Genomic DNA, 21,348 nt, shown 5'->3' on the forward strand with positions numbered 1-21,348 from the left:
CCTTACATGATCCGCATGCCCGGGGTGGCGCCGGAGTCCGGTGACAGGATAAAAATGTCCTTGCCGCCGGGGCCCGCTGCCAGAACCATGCCTTCAGACATTCCGAACTTCATCTTACGGGGCTTCAGGTTGGCAACCATCACCGTCAGCCGGCCTTCCAGTTCCTCCGGCTTGTAGGCGGATTTGATGCCGGCAAACACGTTGCGGTCACCATGCCCGATATCCAGCGTCAGCCGGAGCAGCTTGTCGGCACCTTCTACCTGTTCGGCTTTGACAATTTTTGCCACCCGAAGGTCCACTTTCGCAAAGTCCCCGAATTCTATCTCGTCGGCCACCGGTTCGAGATTGGCAGTTTCAGCCGGTTTTCCGGTCGCTGCGGGCAGCTCCTCTTTGGACGCGTCCAGCATTTTCTCGATCTGCGCCATATCCACCCGGCTCATCAGCGGCTTGAACTTGTTGATGCCATGGTTTTCCAGGCGCTCGCCGCGATTGTTCCAGTCGAGCCCGGCCTTCAGGAATGCCTCGGAAGCTTTCGCGGTCTCCGGTAGCACCGGAGCCAGATAGGTCATCAACAGGTGGAACATGTTGATGGCGTTGGTGCAGATTGCCTGCAGATTGTGTTCCTGCCCCTCCTGCTTGGCGATCACCCACGGCTGTTCGTCGTTCACGTACTGGTTGGCAATATCCGCCAGTTCCATAATACGACGCATGGCGCGGCCAAACTCGCGGGCCTCATAGAAGTCGGCGATTTCCTCACCGGCATCAATAAACTCTTTCAACTTGTCGTGCTCGGTGACCTGACCAAGCTGGCCATTAAAACGCTTGGTGATGAACCCTGCACTGCGGCTGGCGATATTGACCACCTTACCCACCAGATCCGAATTCACCCGCGAGGCGAAGTCCTCCAGGTTCAGGTCCATGTCATCCACGCCGCCGGTCAGCTTGGCAGCGAAGTAATAGCGCAGGTACTCCGGATTCAGGTGATCCAGGTAAGTACGGGCCATGATGAATGTGCCCCGGGACTTGGACATCTTCTTGCCGTTAACGGTGACAAAACCGTGGGCCCAGACCGCTGTCGGCGTGCGGAAACCGGCGTCGTGCAGCATCGACGGCCAGAACAGTGCGTGGAAGTTAATAATGTCCTTGCCGATGAAGTGGTACACCTCGGCGGTGGAATCGGCCTTCCAGAAATGCTCGAAGTCGATATCTTCCCGGTTGCACAGGTTCTTGAAGCTGGCCAGGTACCCGATCGGTGCGTCCAGCCAGACATAGAAATACTTGCCCGGAGCATCCGGAATCTCGAAACCGAAGTAGGGCGCATCACGGCTGATATCCCACTCCTGCAGACCGGCATCCAGCCACTCGGCCAGCTTGTTGGCCACCTGCGGCTGAAGCGTACCGCTACGGGTCCACTTGGCGAGGAAATCGGCAAAATCCGGCAGCTTGAAGAAATAGTGCTCGGACTCCTTCTCAATCGGCGTGGCGCCAGAGACGGCGGAGCGCGGATTAATCAGCTCGGCTGGTGTGTAGGTGGCACCACAGGCTTCGCAGTTGTCCCCGTACTGGTCTTCGGTCTTACATTTTGGACAGGTGCCCTTGATAAACCGGTCCGCCAGGAACATGTTTTTTTCCGGATCAAAGGACTGGGTAATCTTGCGGGTCGCAATATGCCCGTTTTCCTGCAGCTGCCGGTAGATATATTCCGAGAACTGGCGGTTTTCCTCGGAATGCGTGGTGTAGTAGTTGTCAAAGCGGATATGGAAACCGCTGAAATCCTGCTGATGCTCGTCACGGATGCGATCAATCAGCTGCTCGGAAGTAATGTCCTCGCGCTCGGCGCGCAGCATGATCGCAGTACCGTGGGCATCGTCGGCGCAAACGTAGTAACAGTTCTGGCCTCGCATATTCTGGTAACGCACCCAGATGTCCGTCTGAATGTATTCCAGCAGATGACCCAGATGAATAGGGCCATTGGCATAAGGCAGGGCGCTGGTGACCAGAATATCGCGCTGTTGCTTTGAACTCGCTTGCGTCATGTTGATATCCGAACCTTTAATGAATAAGGATTTGGCGTAAATCAGTAACACAGAGTCTGCCGATGATCCGGGTAAAGACTCTGTATGGCCAGAAACGGGCACAGATGATACCTTCCGGACAGATATTTTTCATCCGAAACACCTGTTTCCGTGCTGCAAATCAAGCATGAGCTTATTCCGGAGAACCCGATGACCCAGATTTCAGAACAGGCGCTGCAAGCGGCGGTTCGCCAGTACCGCGACCCGTATCGTGATCAGGACCTATACGACCTAGGCGCCGTCAAGTCCCTGACCGCGGACGACAACGGCAAAGTGACCCTCATGGTGGAACTGCCATACCCGTCAAAAGGCATCGCCGGCGCCTTGAAACAACTGGTCACCAACGCCCTGGAAGATGTTGATGGTGTGGAAAGTGCGGACGTCCACGTCGGCCAGAAAATCCACTCCTACAAAGTCCAGAAAGACCTGCCTTCGGTTCCCGGCGTGAAAAACATCATCGCCGTCGCCTCCGGCAAGGGCGGCGTCGGCAAATCCACCACCGCCGTCAACCTCGCCCTGGCCCTCCAGGCCGAAGGCGCCAGAGTCGGCATCCTCGACGCCGACATCTACGGCCCCAGCATCGGCATGATGCTCGGCGTCCCCGAAGGCAAACGCCCCGACACCCGCGAAAACAAATACTTCGTCCCCATGGACGCCCACGGCCTGCAAGCCAACTCCATGGCCTTCGTCGTCACCGACAAAACCCCCATGGTCTGGCGCGGCCCCATGGTCAGCGGCGCCGTCATGCAACTACTGCAACAGACTCTATGGAACGAACTCGACTACCTCATCGTTGACATGCCCCCGGGCACCGGCGACATCCAGCTCACCCTGGCCCAGAAAGTCCCCGTCACCGGCGCCGTCATCGTCACCACCCCGCAGGACATCGCCCTGCTGGACGGCAAAAAAGGCATCGAAATGTTCCGCAAAGTCGACATCCCGGTGCTGGGCGTGGTGGAAAACATGAGCGTCCACATCTGCAGCAACTGCGGCCACGAAGAACCCCTGTTCGGCCACGGTGGTGGAGAACGCATCGCCGAGGAGTACGACACCACACTCCTCGGTCAGCTGCCGTTGCACATGACCATCCGTGAACAGACCGACGGCGGCACTCCGTCCGTCGTCGCCGAGCCGGATTCCGAGGTTGCCCGACGTTACCGGGATATTGCCCGTCGTGTTGGGGCAGAGCTGTCCACCAGAGAGCGTAACCTGAGCGGATCAATCTCCAGCGTATCGGTGACTGAACACTAAATCCGCAAAATCCGGATGGCTCGCTAAGCAGTTTGATCGAGGGGGCAGGAAGGGCGGTCCAAAAATCTCGGAGGCCATGGACGGCCGGAGAGAAGCGCACATGGATGTGCTCGTAGCGGTTTTTGGACCGCCCTTCCTGCCCCCGAAGCCCCCAAGTTTAGTAGGTAGAAGGGCTTCGACAGACTCCGAGGGAACAGGTAAACTACGCCTCAATTTTTCCCAGCGAAAACGAGACTTCACCCATGAGCATCAAATCCGATAAGTGGATTCGCCGGATGTCCGCAGAACACGGCATGATCGAGCCCTACGAGGCCGGCCAGGTCCGTGAAACCGAAAAAGGCCGAGTCATCTCCTACGGCACCTCCAGCTACGGCTACGACGTACGCTGCAGCAACGAATTCAAAATCTTCACCAACGTCCACTCAGCCACCGTCGACCCCAAAAATTTCGACGACAACAGCTTCGTGAACTACACCGGTGACGTCTGCATCATCCCGCCGAACTCCTTCGCACTGGCGCGGACCGTAGAATACTTCCGCATCCCCCGCAGCGTACTCACCATCTGCCTGGGCAAATCCACCTACGCGCGCTGTGGCATCATCGTCAACGTCACACCGCTGGAACCCGAGTGGGAGGGGCAGGTCACCCTGGAATTCTCCAACACCACCAACCTGCCAGCCAAAATCTACGCCAACGAAGGTGTGGCCCAGATGCTGTTCTTCGAGTCCGATGAAATCTGCGAAACCAGCTACAAGGACCGGGGCGGCAAATACCTTGGCCAAACCGGCGTTACGTTGCCGAAAACATGAGGAAATCCTGCCGATTTCCTGAGCATTACCGGAGGCTGACTTGAACGCCAATCAGTTTCTCAAAGCGGTCTCGCAACTCCAGGGCTGGCGGGAATGTGCCTTCCTGCTGGCGCTGGCCGAGCGCTCGTTTCCCAACTACGCCCTGTTTGCGGATGCCGTAGAGCTGAAAACCGGTGCCAAAATGCGCCAACTTATGGACCTGGCCTGGGACATGCTTCAGAAGGATGCCTCGGAAGCCGCTATACCGCAATTACTGGCGAAGCTGGAAGCCCTGTCCCCGGACGTGAACGCCTACGATGCCTACGGAGTCTACCCGGCGTTTGATTTCTGCCAGCTGCTGGAGCAGGCACTGCTGAACCGGCTCAACCCCGGAAAACACCGGGCAACCGAAGCTTCCGGAATCGCCACCACCACGGTTATGAACTTCGTGGAAATGTCCGAAGGCGAAGATCTCGACGAGGACGAACTGGTCAGGTTGTTGGACCAGCACCCGCTCATGAAAGAAGACAAGGCGTTCCAGCGGGATCTGGTGCTTGACCTCAAGCGACAGCGTACACCCACCAGTCAGTTTGTCGAGCGACTGCGCCAGCAAGCCGTCAACGACGGCGTAAGCAACCTGGGCGTCTCCCTCGGAGACTAGCCGGCGGTTGCCCAGCTCCTGTCCTACACTGAATCCGTAACCCCCTGTTGAATTTGGGAAGCCTCATGAAACTTTCAGCTTTTGGTCGGAAATTCACCGCCGATGCCGGCATTACCTCATTGATGGATGACCTGGGTAATGCGCTGGCCTCCGGTGACGACATGATCATGATGGGAGGCGGCAACCCGGGGCACATTCCCGAGATTCAGGAGAGGGTTCAGGAGATACTGGCGGACATCTGTCAGACGCCGGCGGACATGCGTCGCCTGGTGGGAATCTACGATCCACCCCAGGGCGAAAAGCAGTTCATTGCGTCCCTGGCGGAATTGCTCAACCGCGAGTATGGCTGGGGGCTCAAGCCCGAGAACATTGCGCTCACCAACGGCAGCCAGGCTGCCTTCTTCATGCTCTTCAACATGTTCGGCGGAGAATACGGCGACGGCCAGCGCAAACACATCCTGCTGCCGCTGGCGCCGGAGTACATCGGTTACGCGGACGCCGGCATTGAGCAAGGCCTGTTCCACGCCGTGCAGCCGGAAATCTCGTTTACTGATGCCCATGAATTCAAGTACCGGGTGGATTTTGACGCGGTCGAGGTTACCGGGGAAACCGGCGCCATCTGCGTGTCCAGGCCCACCAACCCGACGGGCAACGTCATTACCGATGAAGAGCTGGCCAGGCTAGAGCAGCTGGCTCGCCAGCATGACGTGCCGCTCATCGTGGACGGCGCCTATGGCACCCCGTTCCCGAACCTGCTGTTTGTCGACGCTACGCCGACCTGGAACGACCAGATCATCCTGTGCCTGAGCTTGTCCAAACTCGGGTTGCCTGCAGCTCGCACCGGTATTGTTATTGCCTCTGAACCGGTGATCAAGGCGCTTTCCGGGATCAATGCGATCATGAATCTGGCCACCGGCAGCTTTGGCGCCATGCTGGCGGAACCTCTGGTGCGATCCGGAGAGATTCTTTCCCTGAGCCGGGATGTGGTGTGCCCGTTCTACAAGGCCAAGATGGAGAAGGCCGTGGCCGCTTTCCGGGAAGCCATGGGTGAAGACAGCTGCCACTGGTATGTCCACAAGCCCGAGGGCGCCATGTTCCTGTGGTTGTGGTTCCCGGATTTGCCGATCAGCAGCCTGGAACTCTATCAGCGCCTCAAGGCCCGGGGCGTGTTGGTGGTTTCCGGTCATTACTTTTTCCCGGGCTTGCCGGATGAAGACTGGAAGCATCGCCATGAGTGCCTGCGGGTGACCTACTCACAGGATGATGACAGGGTTGCGGAAGGTCTGCGTATTATCGCGGATGAGGTCAAAGCGGTGTGGGCCGCCCACAACGGCTAGCGGCGGATTTCTGCGTCATCAATCCTGATTTCGTAACGGCTGCCGTCGGGCTCAACCTGTAGCAGCCGGACCAGCAGGTATTCCTGGTCGGGGGCGAACCACATAAGGGTCTGGCGTTTGCTGTCGTCGTCACGGACTTTCTCGGCCTTGAGAGTCATCATCTCGCCCTGGTCGGTTTGCAGGGTCTCTTCGTCAATCACTGCAAAACGGTCAGTGTCGTAATCGCCCTTGTCGATGACGCGGTACTCCATTTCCCTTTTGCCCGCGCGTATATCCTGATGAAGCTGGAGTTGATGGCCCATGGGGTCCAGTGTCCCGTCCTCCAGTTCCAGTGAGAACCTGTCCCCTTCGTGGTGACCGCTTGCAACCCGGTTGTTCCAGTCAAAATCGATAGCCTCCTTGCGATCCCTGATCAGAAAACCCGACAGTTTATAGCGATACTTGAGAGGGATAACCCGGTTGTTTTTCCATCGCAGGATCAGGGATTCCTCAATATCCGCAATGAATGAGTCAACGTCGGTCCTATAGATCCAGGTGCCGTCATCCCGTTCAGTCAGACTTCGGGTGGCGCTGCCGTTGAGGGAGATGCCTTTGTCCATGGACGCGTTGTAGCTGGCTTTCAGCGGCAGGAGAGGGGGGTAATCAAATGCCTGGGCGCGGGTTTGCTGCTGCGGACTTTCGGTTTCACCCTGCGGCTCGTCTGCCAGGGCGGGGGTTTGGGAGAAGGTCAGGGCCGCGCAGGTAATGATGGCGGCGGGAAATCTGACCAAAAGGGACGCAGTCATGGTGTCGCTCCTGTTGCGCAAGGCTACATGATCTAGTCAGTGTAGCCCGCCTGGCCACAAGGGAGGGTGACAATCTGTTTAGTGTACGACCCTTTCGTCGGGAAGTCGCATGGGTTTGTTCAGCAGTTCGCCGTCAAACAGGACGTAGTCTGTACCCAATTGGATACGCCCTTCGCAGAACCAGCGAACCACGATCGGGTACAACAGGTGTTCTTTCTCCTGGACTTTCTCCGCAAGGGAGTCGGCGGTGTCATCCGGATCGATCGTGACCTCGGCCTGGGCGATCACCGGGCCGCCATCCAGTTCTTCCGTGACGAAGTGGATGGAAACGCCGTGAACCTTGTCGCCGGCATCCAGTGTGCGCTGATGAGTATTCAGCCCGGTGTATTTGGGAAGCAGGGAGGGGTGGATGTTCAGCATTGTGCCCCGCAATGCCCGCACAAAATCGGTGGTCAGGATGCGCATGAAGCCGGCCAGGACGACAAGATCCGGGTTGTGGCGACGGATCTCAGCCATCAGCGCGCCGTCAAACTCTTCCCGTGACCCGTAATCCTTGTGGTTCACCACGAAGGTGTCGATGTTGGCCTGGGCAGCCCGCTCCAGTGCAAATGCCTGCGGGTTGTTGCAGCCAACCGCCACAATTTGTCCCGGGAAGTCCCGTTCGCGGCTGGCATCAATCAACGCCTGAAGGTTGGTGCCGCTGCCAGAGGCGAGAACCAGGATGCGGGGCTGAGGAGCTGGATCGGCATTCATTCTGCAAGCATTCCCGGAGCGTAGCGAACGACAGAGTTGGCTGAGGCATCGTCTGCGCTTTCGATGACGCCAATCTGCCAGGCCTTTTCGCCCATGGATGTGAGCGTATCGAGGGCGAGGTCCTTCTGGTTGGCCGGTACACAGACAATCATGCCCACGCCGCAGTTGAAGGTGCGGTACATTTCCTCGCTGGCAACGCCACCGGCATCCTGCAGCCACTGGAAAACGGGCGGCAAGGTCCAGCTTGCGGTGTCAATTGCCGCGATGGAGCCGTCCGGCAGCACCCTGGGAATATTCTCCGGCAGGCCGCCACCGGTAATGTGTGACAGGGCCCGGACATCCACTTCACGGAACAGCTGAAGCAGGTTTTTAACGTAAATGCGTGTCGGGGCCATCAGCGCTTCGGCCAGGGTGCCATCACCCATGGTCTGATTCAGGTCGACCTTGCTGACCTCGATGATCTTGCGAATCAGCGAATAGCCGTTGGAGTGCGGGCCTGACGACCCCAGAGCGATAAGTGCATCGCCTTTCTGTACCCGGCTGCCATCAATAATCTCACTGCGCTCGGCGACACCCACACAGAAGCCGGCCAGGTCATAGTCGTCCCCTTCGTACATACCTGGCATTTCAGCGGTTTCACCGCCAACCAGTGCGCAGCCCGCCTGTTCACAGCCTTCACCGATACCGGCCACCACCTGGGCGGCGACATCGACGTTCAGCTTGCCGGTTGCGTAGTAATCGAGGAAAAACAGGGGTTCGGCGCCGCCGACCACCAGATCGTTCACGCACATGGCAACAAGATCGATGCCGATGCTGTCGTGCTTTTGCAGTTGCATGGCCAGTCGCAGTTTGGTGCCTACGCCATCAGTACCTGATACCAGTACCGGCTCACGGTAACCGGCGGGAATGGCAACCATGGCGCCGAAACCGCCCAGTCCCCCGAGCACTTCCGGACGACGGGTACGGGCTGCCGTGTCCTTGATGCGATTGACGAGTTCGTTACCTGCGTCGATATCAACGCCGGCATCGCGATAGGTAAGGGAGGGCTTCTGTTCGCTCATGGTGTGCTTAACCGTTTTGGCCAGTGGGACAGGCGGCGGATTTTAACAGGTGAGAGGTGGCGCTCCAAATTGATTTTCCGAAATCCCCGCTAGCTACTCACGACTCGGGCCTTGGTGTATCCTATGCGCCATTCAGGCGAATTGCAGGGTGTTTCATGTCATTATCAGGACGAATTTCGACACGGGCAACGCGAATGATTCGGTGGGTTCTGCCGATTGTCGGCACACTGGTGGCGCTGGCGGCCTTTCCCGCTGGCGCGGTGACGGTGACCGGATTGTATTCCGTTGAGGTTCCCGTGGCCGGATCCCAGCCAGGCCAGCTGAAGCAGGGTTATGCCGACGGCCTCGAAAAGGTATTTGTTCGGGTATCCGGGAGCAGCGATATTCTGAGTTACGACGGCGTGCAGGAGCTTCTTGCGGATGCCGAGTCTCTGCTCCAGTCCTATCAGGTGCTGCGCCGGCAGGAGGGCGATCGCCTGCGGATGAGCTTCGGGGCAGTGGGCGTCAACCGCGCCCTGGCTTCAATCGATGCTCCGGTATGGGGCGCGAACAGGCCGCTGACCCTGGCCTGGGTCGCGGTGGAAGAGCGGGGCTCCCGTTCGTTGCTGACCGCCTTTGATGGAGACAGTGACAGCCGCTGGTCGGAAGCGTTCCGGCAGGCTGCCGCGGACCGGGGTTTGCCGCTGACTTTCCCGCCACGGTCGATGGCGGACGATCGTGAGCTGTTGTCCGATATCTGGGGGCAATTCACCGGCAGAGTGAAATCCGCGTCCGAACGTTTCGATCACGATCTGATGGCGCTGGTTCGGGTGAACCGCTCCGGGAATCAGTGGCGTGCGGGCTGGATTTTTGACGGCATGGGCATGGATGAGGGTGAGCAGTCCGTGACTGCAGCCAGTGAGCGGGAGTTGGCAGATAAAGTGGTTGGTCTCTGGGCTGACGCGTTTGCCAGCCGCTACGCCGTCGCTGCTGGCGATGTGGGGGATTTGCCGCAGGTCGAGATTGTTGTTCGGGGTGTGGGTACGCTGCAGGATTACGGCAATATCATCAACGTGCTTGATGATCTGACCCCGGTGCAGGATGTCGGCGCATCCCGGGTGGCCGGTGATCAACTCACCCTCAGGGTTGCGTTTTCGGGTGAACTGGAGCAGTTGCGTGAATACATTGCGCTGGATACGCGCTTTGTTCCATTATCCGAGTCGGAAGTGGTGAATAGCGCGCCTTCCGAAGAGCCCTCTCCGGAGCAGGTCCCGGAAGCGACCACTGACCAGGCGGTGGAGGAATCCCCGGATGCTATGTCTGATCCGCTGTTTGCCTACCAGCCGCTGCTGGGGGACGCAGAAGAATCCGAAGAAGCCTTTGAATCGCTGTACGAAATTCTCCATTATCGCTGGCAGCCAGCCTCGGTGATCAGTTCGGATGATGCCGAGTAACCCAAGGGGAGAGGGAGCCTGCTAATGTCAGAACGGTGGCGCTGGATACCCAATGCCCTGACGTTTTTGCGCTTCGTGCTGATTATTCCTTTCGCCGCCGCGCTGTTGGCGATTGAATACCGCTTGGCTCTGGGAATATTTCTCCTGGCCGCCGCGACGGATGCTTTTGATGGCTTTCTCGCCCGCCAGTTCAACTGGAAGTCCAGGCTGGGGGCCATCGCGGACCCGCTGGCGGACAAGGCTTTGCTTATTACCGCCTACCTGATGCTCACATTGACCGGGGTGCTGCCAATATGGCTTTTTGCCCTGGTCCTCGGGAGAGATCTGCTGATCGTTATTGGTGGACTGGCTTTCCACTACGGCGTCGGACGCTTCGAAATGGAGCCCAGCATTCCGGGAAAATTCAACACTCTGGTCCAGATACTGGTGGTACTTGCTATCATTGTACTGTTGGCGGGGCTGCCGATGCCGATACCTCCATGGGTAATGGAAGCTGGCATTCTGCTGGTTGCGTTTTCAGCGGTTGTCAGTGGTGGGCACTACCTGGTTGTCTGGGGTGGCCGGGCCTGGAGGGCAAAACGGCAGTGAGTTCGTCACAGATGACTCTGGGAGTCAAACTGCGGGATGACGCAAGGTTTGACAACTTTCATGGCGACCGTAACGCCGTGGCGGCAAACCGCCTGGAGGCGATCTGTCGTCAGGTCGCCCGTGTGCCTGTCGTGGTGGTGTGCGGTGATGCGGACACGGGTAAAAGCCATTTGTTGCAGGCAGCCTGTCATTTCATGGAGAGCCATGAGGAGGCAGCGGTTTGCGTCAGTATCCAGGAATTGTTGCCGTTTGGGCCAGAAGCCCTGTCTGGGCTTGAGAACCAGGCGCTGATCTGTCTTGATGACGTTGATCTCATCGCCGGCCGGGCCGATTGGGAAGAGGCTGTTTTTCACCTGTACAATCGCGTGTTGGACAACAACCATCTGTTGCTTGTCAGTTTATCGGAAGTACCCGGTTCCGTGCCGTTTGTATTGCCGGATCTGGTATCGCGGCTTACCCATGGTTTGCTGCTTCAGCTGGGCATCTACCGGGATGATGATCGTCTGAGGATCCTGATGGCCAGGGCGGAACAGCGCGGGCTGGTGATGGGTGATGATGTGGCCGGCTTTATTCTGCGGCGTGCACCACGCCGGCTGGGCGAGTTGCTGGGAATTCTCGACCGTCTGGATGAGAATTCCCTGCAGGCGCAGCGCAGGTTGACCATACCCTTCGTTAAATCGGTCATGGGCTGGTGAAGGGGCAACAGTATTCATAATAACGTCACGTGTACCGGGGCAGACAAATGGCGGGCTCCCGGATGCCACGGTCAGGGGGGGAGAAATGAGACGAGTCGTTTTCAATCAGAAGGGTGGTGTCGGTAAATCCAGTATTACCTGTAACCTGGCGGCCATCAGTGCGGCCCGGGGCAAGCGCACGCTGGTGGTGGACCTGGATCCCCAGGGGAATTCAACGCACTACCTGCTGGGTAAGCCGGCGGCGGATCTGAAGGATACTGTCGCGGACATGCTGGAGCAGACCGTGGCTTTCACGGTATTCAACCGCCGTCCGGACGAATTCGTTCATGCCTCTCCGTTCGACAACCTGTTTGTCATGCCTTCCAGTCCGGAGCTGGATTTTCTTGAGCGCAAGCTGGAGGCCAAGCACAAGATATACAAGCTCCGTGAGGCTTTGAAGAAGCTGGATGAGTCCTTCGATGCCATATACATCGATACCGCGCCGGCCCTGAACTTCTACACGCGTTCTGCATTGATTGCCGCCCAGCGGTGCCTGATTCCGTTCGATTGTGATGATTTCTCCCGTCAGGCGCTCTACAACATCCTTCATGAAATCCAGGATCTGCAGGAAGACCATAATGAGGATCTGGTTGTGGAAGGTATTATCGCCAATCAGTTTCAGCCGCGGGCGAGCCTGCCAAAGCAGCTTGTCCGTGAGCTGTTGGAAGAGGGCCTGCCAGTGCTTCCGGTGCGTCTGTCCAGTTCCGTCAAGATGAAAGAGTCACACCAGAGCCGGCAGCCACTGATACACATGGCCCCAAAACACACGTTGACCAGACAGTACGAAGACCTGTTCCGGATCCTTCACGGAGAGACCGTGGAGCTGGAACCGCTTGCGGACTGATCGCGGAGGGGGTATGCCACAATCAACCGCTCACGGGCAGATTGGAGAAGTCGCGGACAGTCTGCTCAGAATAGAAGTAGAGCTTAGGCGTATTGGCGTATGGGAAAATCAGCCGCCGTCCCCGGAGGCATTCCAGAGCACGCAGCCGTTCTGCGTCGATACGCTGGAGTTTACGCAGTGGCTGCAGTTTGTGTTTGTCGCCAGGCTGAAAATCCTGATCGAGAGTGATCACCCCCTGCCGGCGGTATCCGGTATTGCGCCCATGGCGGAAGAGCATTTCCGAGGGCGCCCCGAATCCGGTGAGGCGCTGATCCGGGAGCTCGAGACCATGGACCGGTTATTGTCCGGGGAGGGCTGACGAGGTCTTAGTCCAGGCGCATGGACAGATCGATGGCCCTGACGTCCTTGGTTAGCGCGCCAATCGAGATGTAATCCACGCCGGTCTCCGCAACAGGCACCAGGGTGTTGGCGTTGATGCCTCCGGATGCTTCGAGTTTCGCCCTGCCAGCAGTGATGGTCACTGCCTTGATCATGTCCTCCATAGAGAACTCGTCAAGCATGATGATATCGGCGCCTGCGTCCAGCCCCTGCTGGAGTTCTTCCAGATTTTCGGTTTCCACTTCCACCGGGCGTCCGGGGGCAATCCGTCGGGCTTCACTGACGGCCCGGGCGATGGATCCACAGGCCGCGATGTGGTTTTCCTTGATCAGAAAGGCATCCCACAGGCCAATGCGGTGGTTATAACAGCCTCCGCAGCTGACTGCGTACTTCTGTGCCAGGCGCAAGCCGGGCAGCGTCTTGCGGGTATCCAGTAGTTTTACTCCGGTGTGGGCAACCTGATCCGCAAACGAGGCGCACGCCGTTGCCGTTCCCGAGAGGGTCTGCAGCCAGTTCAGAGCCGCCCGCTCTGCGGTCAGCAAGCCCCTGGCCGGCCCCTGAAAGCTGAACAGGACGCTGTCTGGCTCCGCGCGGTCGCCGTCCTGCACATTCCATGTCAGCTCAAGGGTCGGATCCACCTGGCGGAACACCTCGTCGACCCACTGGCGCCCGGCGATCACCGCTGATTCACGGGTAATGACGCGCCCGGCGCTGATTTTGTCAGCTGGAATGAGTTGTGCCGTGATATCGCCGTCACCAATGTCTTCCCGCAGACTGTGTGCGACGGATTCAACGCGGGATTGGCGAAGCAGTTCGGCTGGAATCATGATAGCTGTCCGGTAGAAGAAGGTTATCGAATCGGGTTTGGTATCTGTGGCGTGATTCTAAAGCCCGGCAGCGAATTCGCCAAACGGAAGGTCGCTGGCTGCTAGAATGTGAACTGCATCTCCTGGTCACAAAAGGTGACAAAATCTGACACAAGGTGACGTTGAAACGACATAAGATGTGAAGTGGAATAAAGCCCGATTCGTTTGCCAGTCAATACCCGGAGCAGCCAAATGGCGCAGGATAGCAAGGTGGTCAGTTTTTCATCCCGGAAGCCCGGAGGCCGGTTTGCCTTGCCTCAGGCCCTGGTGAGGCTACGTGACGCATCGGGGCACTCCCTGAAATCTGTGTTGGCCGGTTTCTTTGACCGAGCGGACGATGCGCTGTTCGAGCTCGCGGACAAAGCCGGCTCCAATCAGGACCAGACCGCCTATTTTGATGCGATGCGGGAGTTGCGGTTACGCCGCAAATTAATGACCGTTTCCATCCTCCAGCATGTGAGCAGGGCATTTAACGATATCGGCAAGTTTAATCCCGATAACGCCGGTGGCAGTCTGGAAGACGTGGACCAGGATTCTCTGAGCCTGGTCGATCATTCGGAGCTGGAGCAGCGCGTGGCCATTGAGAATCTGGTCAACAAACTGCGCAACAGGCATGCCGAGGCCATTCGGATGCTCAATGCCCGGGTGGGTCACCTGATGCCCTCCGTTTCCCTCACCAACAGCCAGATGCCCCTAAGCCCGGAAGTTATCTGCGGTGGTCTGGGGGAAGCCTGCTCGGACCTGGATATTGATATTCGCGCCAAGCTGGTGGTTCTTAAGCTTTTTGACCGCCTGCTGGCGGATACGCTTGGCGAACTCTACCAGGACGCCAATCGCACCCTGATTGATGAAGGCGTGCTGCCAGACATGAAGCGCCCGCCCACGGGCCATCGTACAGGGAATCGTTCCCCGCAGACGTCTGATGTGTCTCGTTCGTCTGGCAGGGCGGACACCGGTGGAGCTGAGGAGAGTGCGACAGGCGGGACCGGGGCAACCGCCGGTCAGACCGGTGGGACCTTCTCCGAGCTGAGCGCGCTGTTACATCAGGGGCGCGATGACGGCGGCCAAACCGTGGCCGGGGGGCAGGGGTTTCTCGATACGAACCACCTGATGGCGAGGCTCAACGCGATCCAGTCACTACCTGGAGAATGGACGCAGGGGCGTGTGGTGTCCCTGGGTGAGCAATTGCAACCCGTGCTCAGGGCCGACAATGGCCGGTCCTATGTTGTCGGTCAGGTGGACAGCGATGTGATCAACCTGGTGTCCATGCTGTTTGATTTCATTCTGGAAGACCGTCAGTTGCATCCGGCCATGAAGGCGTTGATTGGTCGGCTGCAGATTCCGGTGCTGAAAGTTGCTCTTAGCGACAAGAACTTTTTCAACCGTGGCGGCCATCCGGTTCGCAAGTTGCTCAATGAGCTGGCGATGTCTGCGATTGGCTGGACCGAGAAGCAGGGCCGTCAGCGCGATCCCTTGAGGGAGAAAATCGAGTCCGTGGTTGACCGGGTGCTGAACGAGTTCACCGACAATGTGGATCTGTTCAGTGAGTTATTGACGGACTTCAACCATTTCATGGACCTTGATCGCAGGCGCAGAGATCTGGTGGAGCAGCGTCTGCGGGATGCGGAGGAAGGGCGCGCAAAACAGGAGCGTGCGGCCGAGTCGGCTCATCAATTGCTGGCTGAGGTGACAGCCGGACGGGTATTGCCTGAGCCGGTCGACAATTTGCTGAAAGAAGCCTGGAGCAAGTATCTGCAGTGGAAGGTGCTGCGGGAAGGTGAAGACAGTGAGAACTGGGCCGCTGCTGCAGAATTGACGCGCAAACTGGTGTGGAGTGTGGATCCGCAGCCGGTAACTGACAATACACGTACCGAGTTGCTGCGGGCGATTCCATCCATTGTGGATGACCTGCGCCATGCGTTACAGGAAATTTCCTGGGACCCGTTTGCCACTGACGCGGCGATCCGCGACCTTGAGCTTGCGCATGTTGATGTCTTCCAGCAACTGGTAACGTCAAGGGTGTCACCCTCATCCGAGGAGTCTCCCGAGGAAGTTACAGAGGTTGCTGCTGTCGAGCAGACTCAGCCTGCTGAGGCTGAGTCTGAAGTGGTAGAGAGGGCCGAGATCCAGCTGCCTGAGCCGGCGCCGGCTGAAATCCTGCCCGATACTGAGAATACTGACGCGCAGGCGACATCTGAACCAGAGATCGAGCAGGCCTGGCTGGACCGTGCGGATAGCCTGCGAGTTGGCTCCTGGATTGAACTGGCCCGGGAAGGCGTCAAAACCCGTTGCAAGCTGGCGGCGTTCATCAAGGCGACGGGTAAGTATATTTTCGTCAACCGCAGCGGCGCCAAGGTGGCGGAGTACCACCGGGAATCCCTGGCGCAGGCGATGGCTTGCGATGAAATTACCATGCTCGACGATGGCCTGATTTTTGACCGTGCGCTGGAATCCATCATTGATAACCTGCGAAGCAGTCGCAAGGACTGACCCGCCGTAGCAACCCGGGCAACTTTGTGCTTCAATCAGCTCAGATATCAACAGCGACAAACCTGCTGGATTTACCTTGCCTGACTCGATTCAAAGCCAGAACGCCATAACCTGCACCCAAGCTTCCATTGACCATTTGCGCCGCACCGGTCGAATGTCCGGAGTGCGCTGGTGCCCATCTCCCAATTTCGGGCCAAGGCCCGAAGGCGCTGATATATCCCTGCTGGTTGTTCATAACATCAGCCTTCCGCCGGGGCAGTTCGGTGGAGACGCGATTGAACGTTTTTTCTGCAATTGCCTGGATACTTCGGAGCACCCGTATTTTGAAACCATTGGCGAACTCAAGGTGTCGGCCCACGCTCTGATTCGGCGGGACGGCAGTGTGGTTCAGTTTGTCAGCATGCTGGAGCGTGCATGGCATGCCGGTCGCTCCTGTTTTGACGGGGAAGAGGAGTGTAACGACTTTTCCATTGGTATAGAGCTGGAAGGCGCCGATGACATTCCCTACACGCCTGAACAGTATCGGCGCCTGGCTGAGCTTTCGGCCCTGATCATGCGGGCTTGGCCGAAAATCACCGGTGATCGTATTACCGGCCACAGCGATATCGCGCCAGGCCGAAAGACGGATCCCGGTCCCGCCTTTGACTGGGATCAATACCGCCACCAGCTGGCCACATTGGAAGCAACCATACGAGGGACCCGCTAATGGTACTGGTGGTGTTCCTGCTTGCATGGCTGGTCCGTCGGCGGCTGGATCTGTCCGGTGCACTGTCTGGTGATCGACTTTGGCGTGCCTGGTTTCAAGCGGGTCGGTCGGCCGAGGCTGGTCATGAAGGGGGGATTCGCTGGGGACTGGTGCGGGTTGTGGTGCCCGCATTGTTGCTGTCAGGGTTTGTCTGGTTGGCGGCGGCCGAGGGCTGGCGGATGGCGGCTTATCCACTGGAGTTCCTGTTGCTGGTACTGCTGATGGGGGCGCCGGGATGGAAGCCGTTACTCAGGGCCTACAGCGAGGCCTGGAGCAGAGGGGACATGCAGGCCGCCTGGCATCACATCAAGGATTGCCTGCCAGCGGATGAGCGGGGGCAGGCGATATCACCGGATGAAATGCACATGGCCCTGTCGAAACAACTGATCGTCACGCTGTTTGAGCGGTTCTTTCTTGTGGCCTTCTGGTATGTGGTGGGTGGTATTGGTCTGGCTTTCCTGGCGAGAGGACTGGTGGCATTGCAGGAACAATGGCCCCAGGCGGCTGCGCGCCCCAGATTCGCCCGCATTGCTGGATGGGTCAGTTGGATTCCGGCCAGATTGCTGGCTTGTACCTTTGGCCTGGCGGGAGATCTCGCCGGCTGGTTGAAGGCGGTTAGAGGCGTGCTGTTTACACTCGGGCCGGCAACCGACCGTGTGCTGATTCAGGCGGCCAACGGCGCGTTGACCGGGTATGCACTGGACCCCGCACGATTCTCCAGGGTGCATCCGGATGAATGGACGGCATTCGGGGGCAGGAGCCTGGGGGCCATTCGTGATTTGCTGAACCGAAGCATGCTGGTATGGGTTTGTGGCATTGCTCTGTTGGTTATCGCCGGAGTGGTTTGACGCTTCGATTTTGAGGAACGTGACAGGCTGACAACAAAAGCACTAAAGTTTTTAAGACTTTAGTCGACAACATAAAAAAGAATAGAACATTTTCCAAAGAAGCACCGTGCGGGGCCAAATGTGAACCAATTAATCAAACCTGCAGTTGCGCTGATGAACCGGCTGCCGATGTTCTACAAGTTCAGTCTGATCAGTGTGTTGTTCCTGCTCCCCATCGGCGGCCTGTCCTGGCTGGTTATCAGCGAACTGAACCGCTCGGTGGAAACCATGACCCGGGGCGTGGAAGGCCTCGACCAGCTGGAACAGGTGAATCATCTGCTGGATGCCGCCTTTGATTACCGGGATTATCGGGCGCCGGGCAAAGTCCGGGATGAAGCCGAACTCCTGTCAAGATCCGACGAAGCCGCCGAAACCATCAGCCGTATTCTGGAAGACCTGGCCTCCCGCGAGCTGGCGTTTGACACGGCCGGTAACTGGAACCAGCAGATAGTCCAACTGCAGGAAGAGTGGCAGGCACTCAGAAATTCAGACAGCTATCAGGGCAACCTGGACCCACAGTTCAAGTATTATCAGGAGTTCGTGCAGAAAGTTCGGGCTATGTTGTCCGCTACCATTGAAATCTCCGGTCTCGGCCAGGACGCCTCCCGGGATAACCTGTTATTGCTCGGTCTGGTGAGGGAATCCCTGCCGGAAGCCCGGCATGTGATTGGTCGTGCCAGGGCATTCGGCACTTTCGCACTGGTCGATGGGCAGGTGGGTTACAACCTGAGCGATGGTCTGAACAAAATTTACGATGCGCTGACCAACCGGGCTTCTTTGCTGGCGCCAGCCTTGTCAGTGGCGCAGAACGCTTCACCGAGACTGGCGGAAGAGGCGGGCAACACGGTTGAAAGTATCGGCAATGGCCTGGCGGTGGTTCGGGACGAGCTGGACATCAATATCATCACCCCGATGCGGCTGGAAATGCCCTGGCGGGAATTTGATGCCCTGGTGGCTGCAGAGTTAGCGCATTACGATGCCCTCACTGGCGTTATTTTCGACGTGGTGGGCGACAACCTGAGCGCCAGGCTGGAAGGCGAGATCCGTCAGAGGCAACTGATCATCGTAGCACTGGTTATTGTCCTGCTGGTGGTGGTTTACCTGTACATTGGTTTCTTCATGTCGGTACGTACGGCCATCAACCGCTTCAGCGAAGCCGCCCGTATGGTCGCCGCCGGCGATATGACCGCTCACATCCAGCTTGATAACCGTGACGAACTCGGTGAGCTGACTACCGAGTTCAACAACATGACCGACCGTATCGCCGAACTGGTTCGGTCGGTCAGCCGTACGACCTCCGATGTTGATCAGCAGGCCTCCCGGGTGAAAGACACGGCGTCCGCCAACAGTGAGGCCGTGGCTCGCCAGATGGATGAGTCCGGGCAGATCAACGAAGCGATGAATCAGATGGTGGAAGCGGTCCATGAGGTTACGGAGAGCGCTCACCGTGTGTCTGACAGCGCCGGAACGGCAGAGAGTGACACCGAATCTGGTCGTCAGGTGGTGGCGGATACCGTGCAAACCATCAATAGACTGGCGACGGAGATTTCCGGAGCAGTGGATGTTATCAATCGGGTCAGTGCGGACAGTGACAACATCAGTCAGGTGTTGGTTGAGATCAAGGCCATTGCCGAGCAGACCAACCTGTTGGCGCTTAACGCAGCGATCGAAGCCGCCCGTGCCGGAGAGCAGGGCCGTGGCTTTGCGGTAGTGGCGGATGAAGTCCGCTCACTGTCCCAGCGAACCCACAAATCCACCGAAGAAATCGAGAGCATGATTTCCCGCCTGCAGAGTGGCGTAAAGGATGCGGTTGCCGCGATGACCAACAGCCATGAGGTGACGGAAACCACGGTTCGCAAATCCTCGGAGGTCACCGAAGCGCTGGATCGTATCGCCAGCGGTATTTCTACCATCGTGGATATGAGCCACCAGATTGCCCAGGCGGCGGAGGAGCAGTCGGCGGTTGCCCGGACCGTGAATGCCAACGTTGAACAGATCGGTGTGCTGGGCCGGGAAACCGCGGACAACGCCGAGCAGACCCTGGGGTCATCCCGCCAGATGTCGGAGCTGACGGCGTCACTTCAACGGCTGGTCGAGGCGTTCAAGGTCTGATTGGCAGGGTCCGGCCTCAAAGGCCGGACTTGTTCTGCTCCCACAGGATCTCTTCTCCGCCGTTCCGGCGGGCCAGCACCCTGGCAATCACGAACAGCAAGTCTGACAGTCGGTTGAGGTACTGTCGTGCCGCGGCATTGATGGAGTCCTCATGGCTGAGGGCTACCACGACCCGCTCAGCCCTGCGGCATACGGCGCGGGCCAGATGGCACTGGGCTGCCTCCGGTGTGCCGCCGGGCAGTATAAAATTCTTCAGTGGCGGCAGGTCGTCGTTGTGCTGGTCCAGGGTCGTTTCCAGCCATTCAATGTGTTCTTTTCCGATCATCTGGCTGCCTGGAATGGCGAATTCGCCGCCCAGATCAAACAGGTGGTGTTGTATCCGCCGGAAGGTCTCAATCAGGTTGTCACCGGCGTCCAGGCACTCAATCAGCTGGCCAAGGTGGCAGTTCAGCTCATCGACGGTTCCCATGGCCTCAACCCGTTGTGCGTTCTTGGCAATGCGGTTGCCGTCGGCCAGGCCGGTAGAGCCATCGTCGCCGGTTCTGGTATAGATCTTGGAAAGGCGGTTGCCCATCAGGTTGCTCCTGGAGTATCCGGTTGAGGTTCTTGCTGTGTATCTGTTCGGAGTTTTACCTGCTCCGTCAGCATTTGGTTCACTGGCACCGCAAGGTTGTGGGCACCTGCCCGGCTGACAATATAGCCGTTGATGTAGTCGATTTCCGTCGGTTTGCCCCGGCGCACATCACTGCACATGGATGAGGTGTTCTTCGCGGTTTTCCTGGCAACGGCTTCTATCTGCGACTCCATGTCCTCCGGGGAACGGGACGACAGGCCCTCATGATGCATCACGTCAGCCAGTTCAAGGCACAGTTGCCGGATGGTGTCCCGGAACAGCGGGGCGTCGAGGATGTCTCCGTTGGCGCAATCGAGAATGGCGGTATAAGGGTTGATCCCGGCATTAATAATCAGCTTGCCCCAGAGCCGTGTCAGGATGTCCGGTTCTTCGTGGATGACCAGGCCAGAGGCTTCCAGTTGGTTGACCACGTTGGTAATGAGTGGTGAGGCGCTGTGTGTCAGGGCGCCAATCCAGGTTTCTCCCTGGCCGGCATGAACCGTGGTCTGGCTATCCGGGCGATTGGCGCCTTCCGTCGTGCTGGCGGCCATGATGGGGCGATTCGGCCATCGTTCAGCCACTGCCTGCTGGCTGCCCATACCGTTCTGGAACAATACCACGGGCACAGTCGGTTTCAGGTTTGGGAGCGTGGTTTCGAGTGCACCCAGCGTGTCACCCGCCTTGGTGGTGACGATCAGCGTATCGGGGGATTGGGTGCTCCAGTCCAGTGAGGGCACGGTGATCGGATAGTAGTGCCCGTGCCCGTCCTGAAAGCGGTAGGTCAGGTCTGGTTCGTATTCATCCGGTGCATGCCGGCGAGGGATGAAAGCGGTTGTACCCATGGGGAGCAGGGCGCCCCAGAGCCGGCCAAGGGAGCCGGCCCCGAGAATGGCCACCAGGCCATTCCCGTTGCCGCTCTTTACTCGATGCTGGGCATCGGCCATGGC

At 58.4% G+C, this 21,348-nt stretch carries 20 protein-coding genes; 13 read left to right on the forward strand and 7 right to left on the reverse strand.

The features are described from left to right. Window positions 1-2: 2 nt before the first annotated feature. Window positions 3-2,036, reverse strand: coding sequence for a methionine--tRNA ligase (gene metG, locus ACQUWM_RS17815; protein WP_428923004.1), 2,034 nt, complete (start codon window positions 2,034-2,036; stop codon window positions 3-5). 189 nt (window positions 2,037-2,225) lie between these two features. Between metG and apbC the strand changes: the two genes are divergently transcribed. From apbC to ACQUWM_RS17835, 4 genes are all read left to right on the forward strand, one after another. Further along, a complete protein-coding gene (gene apbC / locus ACQUWM_RS17820; RefSeq protein WP_407000959.1) occupies window positions 2,226-3,326 on the forward strand; it encodes an iron-sulfur cluster carrier protein ApbC in 1,101 nt (366 codons plus the stop codon). Window positions 3,327-3,568: 242 nt separating this feature from the next. Beyond that, entirely contained in the window at window positions 3,569-4,135 is a 567-nt protein-coding gene (gene dcd / locus ACQUWM_RS17825) for a dCTP deaminase (protein ID WP_127331840.1), read from the forward strand. A gap of 40 nt (window positions 4,136-4,175) precedes the next feature. Beyond that, the gene (locus ACQUWM_RS17830) at window positions 4,176-4,775 is read left to right on the forward strand and encodes a YjaG family protein (protein ID WP_407000958.1); all 600 of its coding nucleotides are present in this window, start codon (window positions 4,176-4,178) and stop codon (window positions 4,773-4,775) included. A gap of 65 nt (window positions 4,776-4,840) precedes the next feature. Further along, window positions 4,841-6,112: a valine--pyruvate transaminase gene (locus ACQUWM_RS17835; RefSeq protein WP_428923005.1), complete on the forward strand. Its 1,272-nt coding sequence runs from the start codon at window positions 4,841-4,843 to the stop codon at window positions 6,110-6,112. Here ACQUWM_RS17835 and ACQUWM_RS17840 read toward each other — a convergent pair. The 3 genes from ACQUWM_RS17840 to purM all read right to left on the reverse strand — a co-directional run bounded on the left by ACQUWM_RS17840 (window position 6,109) and on the right by purM (window position 8,711). Then, a complete protein-coding gene (locus ACQUWM_RS17840) occupies window positions 6,109-6,897 on the reverse strand; it encodes a DUF3108 domain-containing protein (protein WP_428923006.1) in 789 nt (262 codons plus the stop codon). The two genes, ACQUWM_RS17835 and ACQUWM_RS17840, sit on opposite strands and share 4 nt — an antisense overlap. A 78-nt stretch (window positions 6,898-6,975) precedes the next feature. Beyond that, window positions 6,976-7,650 (reverse strand): phosphoribosylglycinamide formyltransferase, encoded by a 675-nt coding sequence (gene purN / locus ACQUWM_RS17845; protein WP_428923007.1) that lies wholly within the window; start codon window positions 7,648-7,650, stop codon window positions 6,976-6,978. Further along, on the reverse strand, window positions 7,647-8,711 hold the full coding sequence (gene purM, locus ACQUWM_RS17850; RefSeq protein ID WP_428923008.1) for a phosphoribosylformylglycinamidine cyclo-ligase: 1,065 nt from the start codon (window positions 8,709-8,711) through the stop codon (window positions 7,647-7,649). The genes purN and purM overlap by 4 nt, the downstream gene beginning before the upstream one ends. A 194-nt stretch (window positions 8,712-8,905) precedes the next feature. Between purM and ACQUWM_RS17855 the strand changes: the two genes are divergently transcribed. The 5 genes from ACQUWM_RS17855 to ACQUWM_RS17875 all read left to right on the forward strand — a co-directional run bounded on the left by ACQUWM_RS17855 (window position 8,906) and on the right by ACQUWM_RS17875 (window position 12,668). Beyond that, window positions 8,906-10,144: a DUF2066 domain-containing protein gene (locus ACQUWM_RS17855; protein WP_428923009.1), complete on the forward strand. Its 1,239-nt coding sequence runs from the start codon at window positions 8,906-8,908 to the stop codon at window positions 10,142-10,144. Between the two features lie 24 nt (window positions 10,145-10,168). Then, on the forward strand, window positions 10,169-10,732 hold the full coding sequence (locus ACQUWM_RS17860) for a CDP-alcohol phosphatidyltransferase family protein (protein WP_428923010.1): 564 nt from the start codon (window positions 10,169-10,171) through the stop codon (window positions 10,730-10,732). Next, window positions 10,711-11,427: a DnaA regulatory inactivator Hda gene (hda, locus tag ACQUWM_RS17865; RefSeq protein WP_428923026.1), complete on the forward strand. Its 717-nt coding sequence runs from the start codon at window positions 10,711-10,713 to the stop codon at window positions 11,425-11,427. Before ACQUWM_RS17860 ends, hda begins: the two co-directional genes overlap by 22 nt. A gap of 85 nt (window positions 11,428-11,512) precedes the next feature. Next, on the forward strand, window positions 11,513-12,310 hold the full coding sequence (locus tag ACQUWM_RS17870) for a ParA family protein (protein ID WP_428923011.1): 798 nt from the start codon (window positions 11,513-11,515) through the stop codon (window positions 12,308-12,310). A 13-nt stretch (window positions 12,311-12,323) separates the two neighbouring features. Further along, entirely contained in the window at window positions 12,324-12,668 is a 345-nt protein-coding gene (locus tag ACQUWM_RS17875; protein WP_428923012.1) for a YqcC family protein, read from the forward strand. Window positions 12,669-12,675: 7 nt separating this feature from the next. On the opposite strand, the gene nadC is transcribed toward ACQUWM_RS17875, so the two are convergent. Further along, the gene (nadC, locus tag ACQUWM_RS17880; protein ID WP_428923013.1) at window positions 12,676-13,515 is read right to left on the reverse strand and encodes a carboxylating nicotinate-nucleotide diphosphorylase; all 840 of its coding nucleotides are present in this window, start codon (window positions 13,513-13,515) and stop codon (window positions 12,676-12,678) included. 231 nt (window positions 13,516-13,746) lie between these two features. Here nadC and ACQUWM_RS17885 point away from each other — a divergent pair, with 231 nt between their 5' ends. From ACQUWM_RS17885 to ACQUWM_RS17900, 4 genes are all read left to right on the forward strand, one after another. Next, window positions 13,747-16,044, forward strand: a complete 2,298-nt coding sequence (locus tag ACQUWM_RS17885; protein ID WP_428923014.1) for a DUF1631 domain-containing protein — start codon at window positions 13,747-13,749, stop codon at window positions 16,042-16,044. Between the two features lie 106 nt (window positions 16,045-16,150). Next, a complete protein-coding gene (gene ampD / locus ACQUWM_RS17890) occupies window positions 16,151-16,750 on the forward strand; it encodes a 1,6-anhydro-N-acetylmuramyl-L-alanine amidase AmpD (protein WP_428923027.1) in 600 nt (199 codons plus the stop codon). Further along, the gene (locus ACQUWM_RS17895; protein WP_428923015.1) at window positions 16,750-17,637 is read left to right on the forward strand and encodes a histidine kinase; all 888 of its coding nucleotides are present in this window, start codon (window positions 16,750-16,752) and stop codon (window positions 17,635-17,637) included. The genes ampD and ACQUWM_RS17895 overlap by 1 nt, the downstream gene beginning before the upstream one ends. A gap of 120 nt (window positions 17,638-17,757) precedes the next feature. Next, a complete protein-coding gene (locus tag ACQUWM_RS17900) occupies window positions 17,758-19,788 on the forward strand; it encodes a methyl-accepting chemotaxis protein (RefSeq protein ID WP_428923016.1) in 2,031 nt (676 codons plus the stop codon). Between the two features lie 16 nt (window positions 19,789-19,804). On the opposite strand, the gene ACQUWM_RS17905 is transcribed toward ACQUWM_RS17900, so the two are convergent. Continuing rightward, window positions 19,805-20,362 carry a cob(I)yrinic acid a,c-diamide adenosyltransferase gene (locus ACQUWM_RS17905; protein ID WP_407000944.1) on the reverse strand — a complete coding sequence of 186 codons (558 nt, stop codon included), beginning with the start codon at window positions 20,360-20,362 and terminating at the stop codon, window positions 19,805-19,807. Further along, on the reverse strand, window positions 20,362-21,345 hold the full coding sequence (locus tag ACQUWM_RS17910; protein ID WP_428923017.1) for a ketopantoate reductase family protein: 984 nt from the start codon (window positions 21,343-21,345) through the stop codon (window positions 20,362-20,364). Before ACQUWM_RS17910 ends, ACQUWM_RS17905 begins: the two co-directional genes overlap by 1 nt. Between the last annotated feature and the right edge of the window lie 3 nt (window positions 21,346-21,348).

Source organism: Marinobacter sp. DUT-3, from assembly GCF_050379435.1.
In the GTDB taxonomy this organism is placed as follows: Bacteria; Pseudomonadota; Gammaproteobacteria; order Pseudomonadales; family Oleiphilaceae; genus Marinobacter.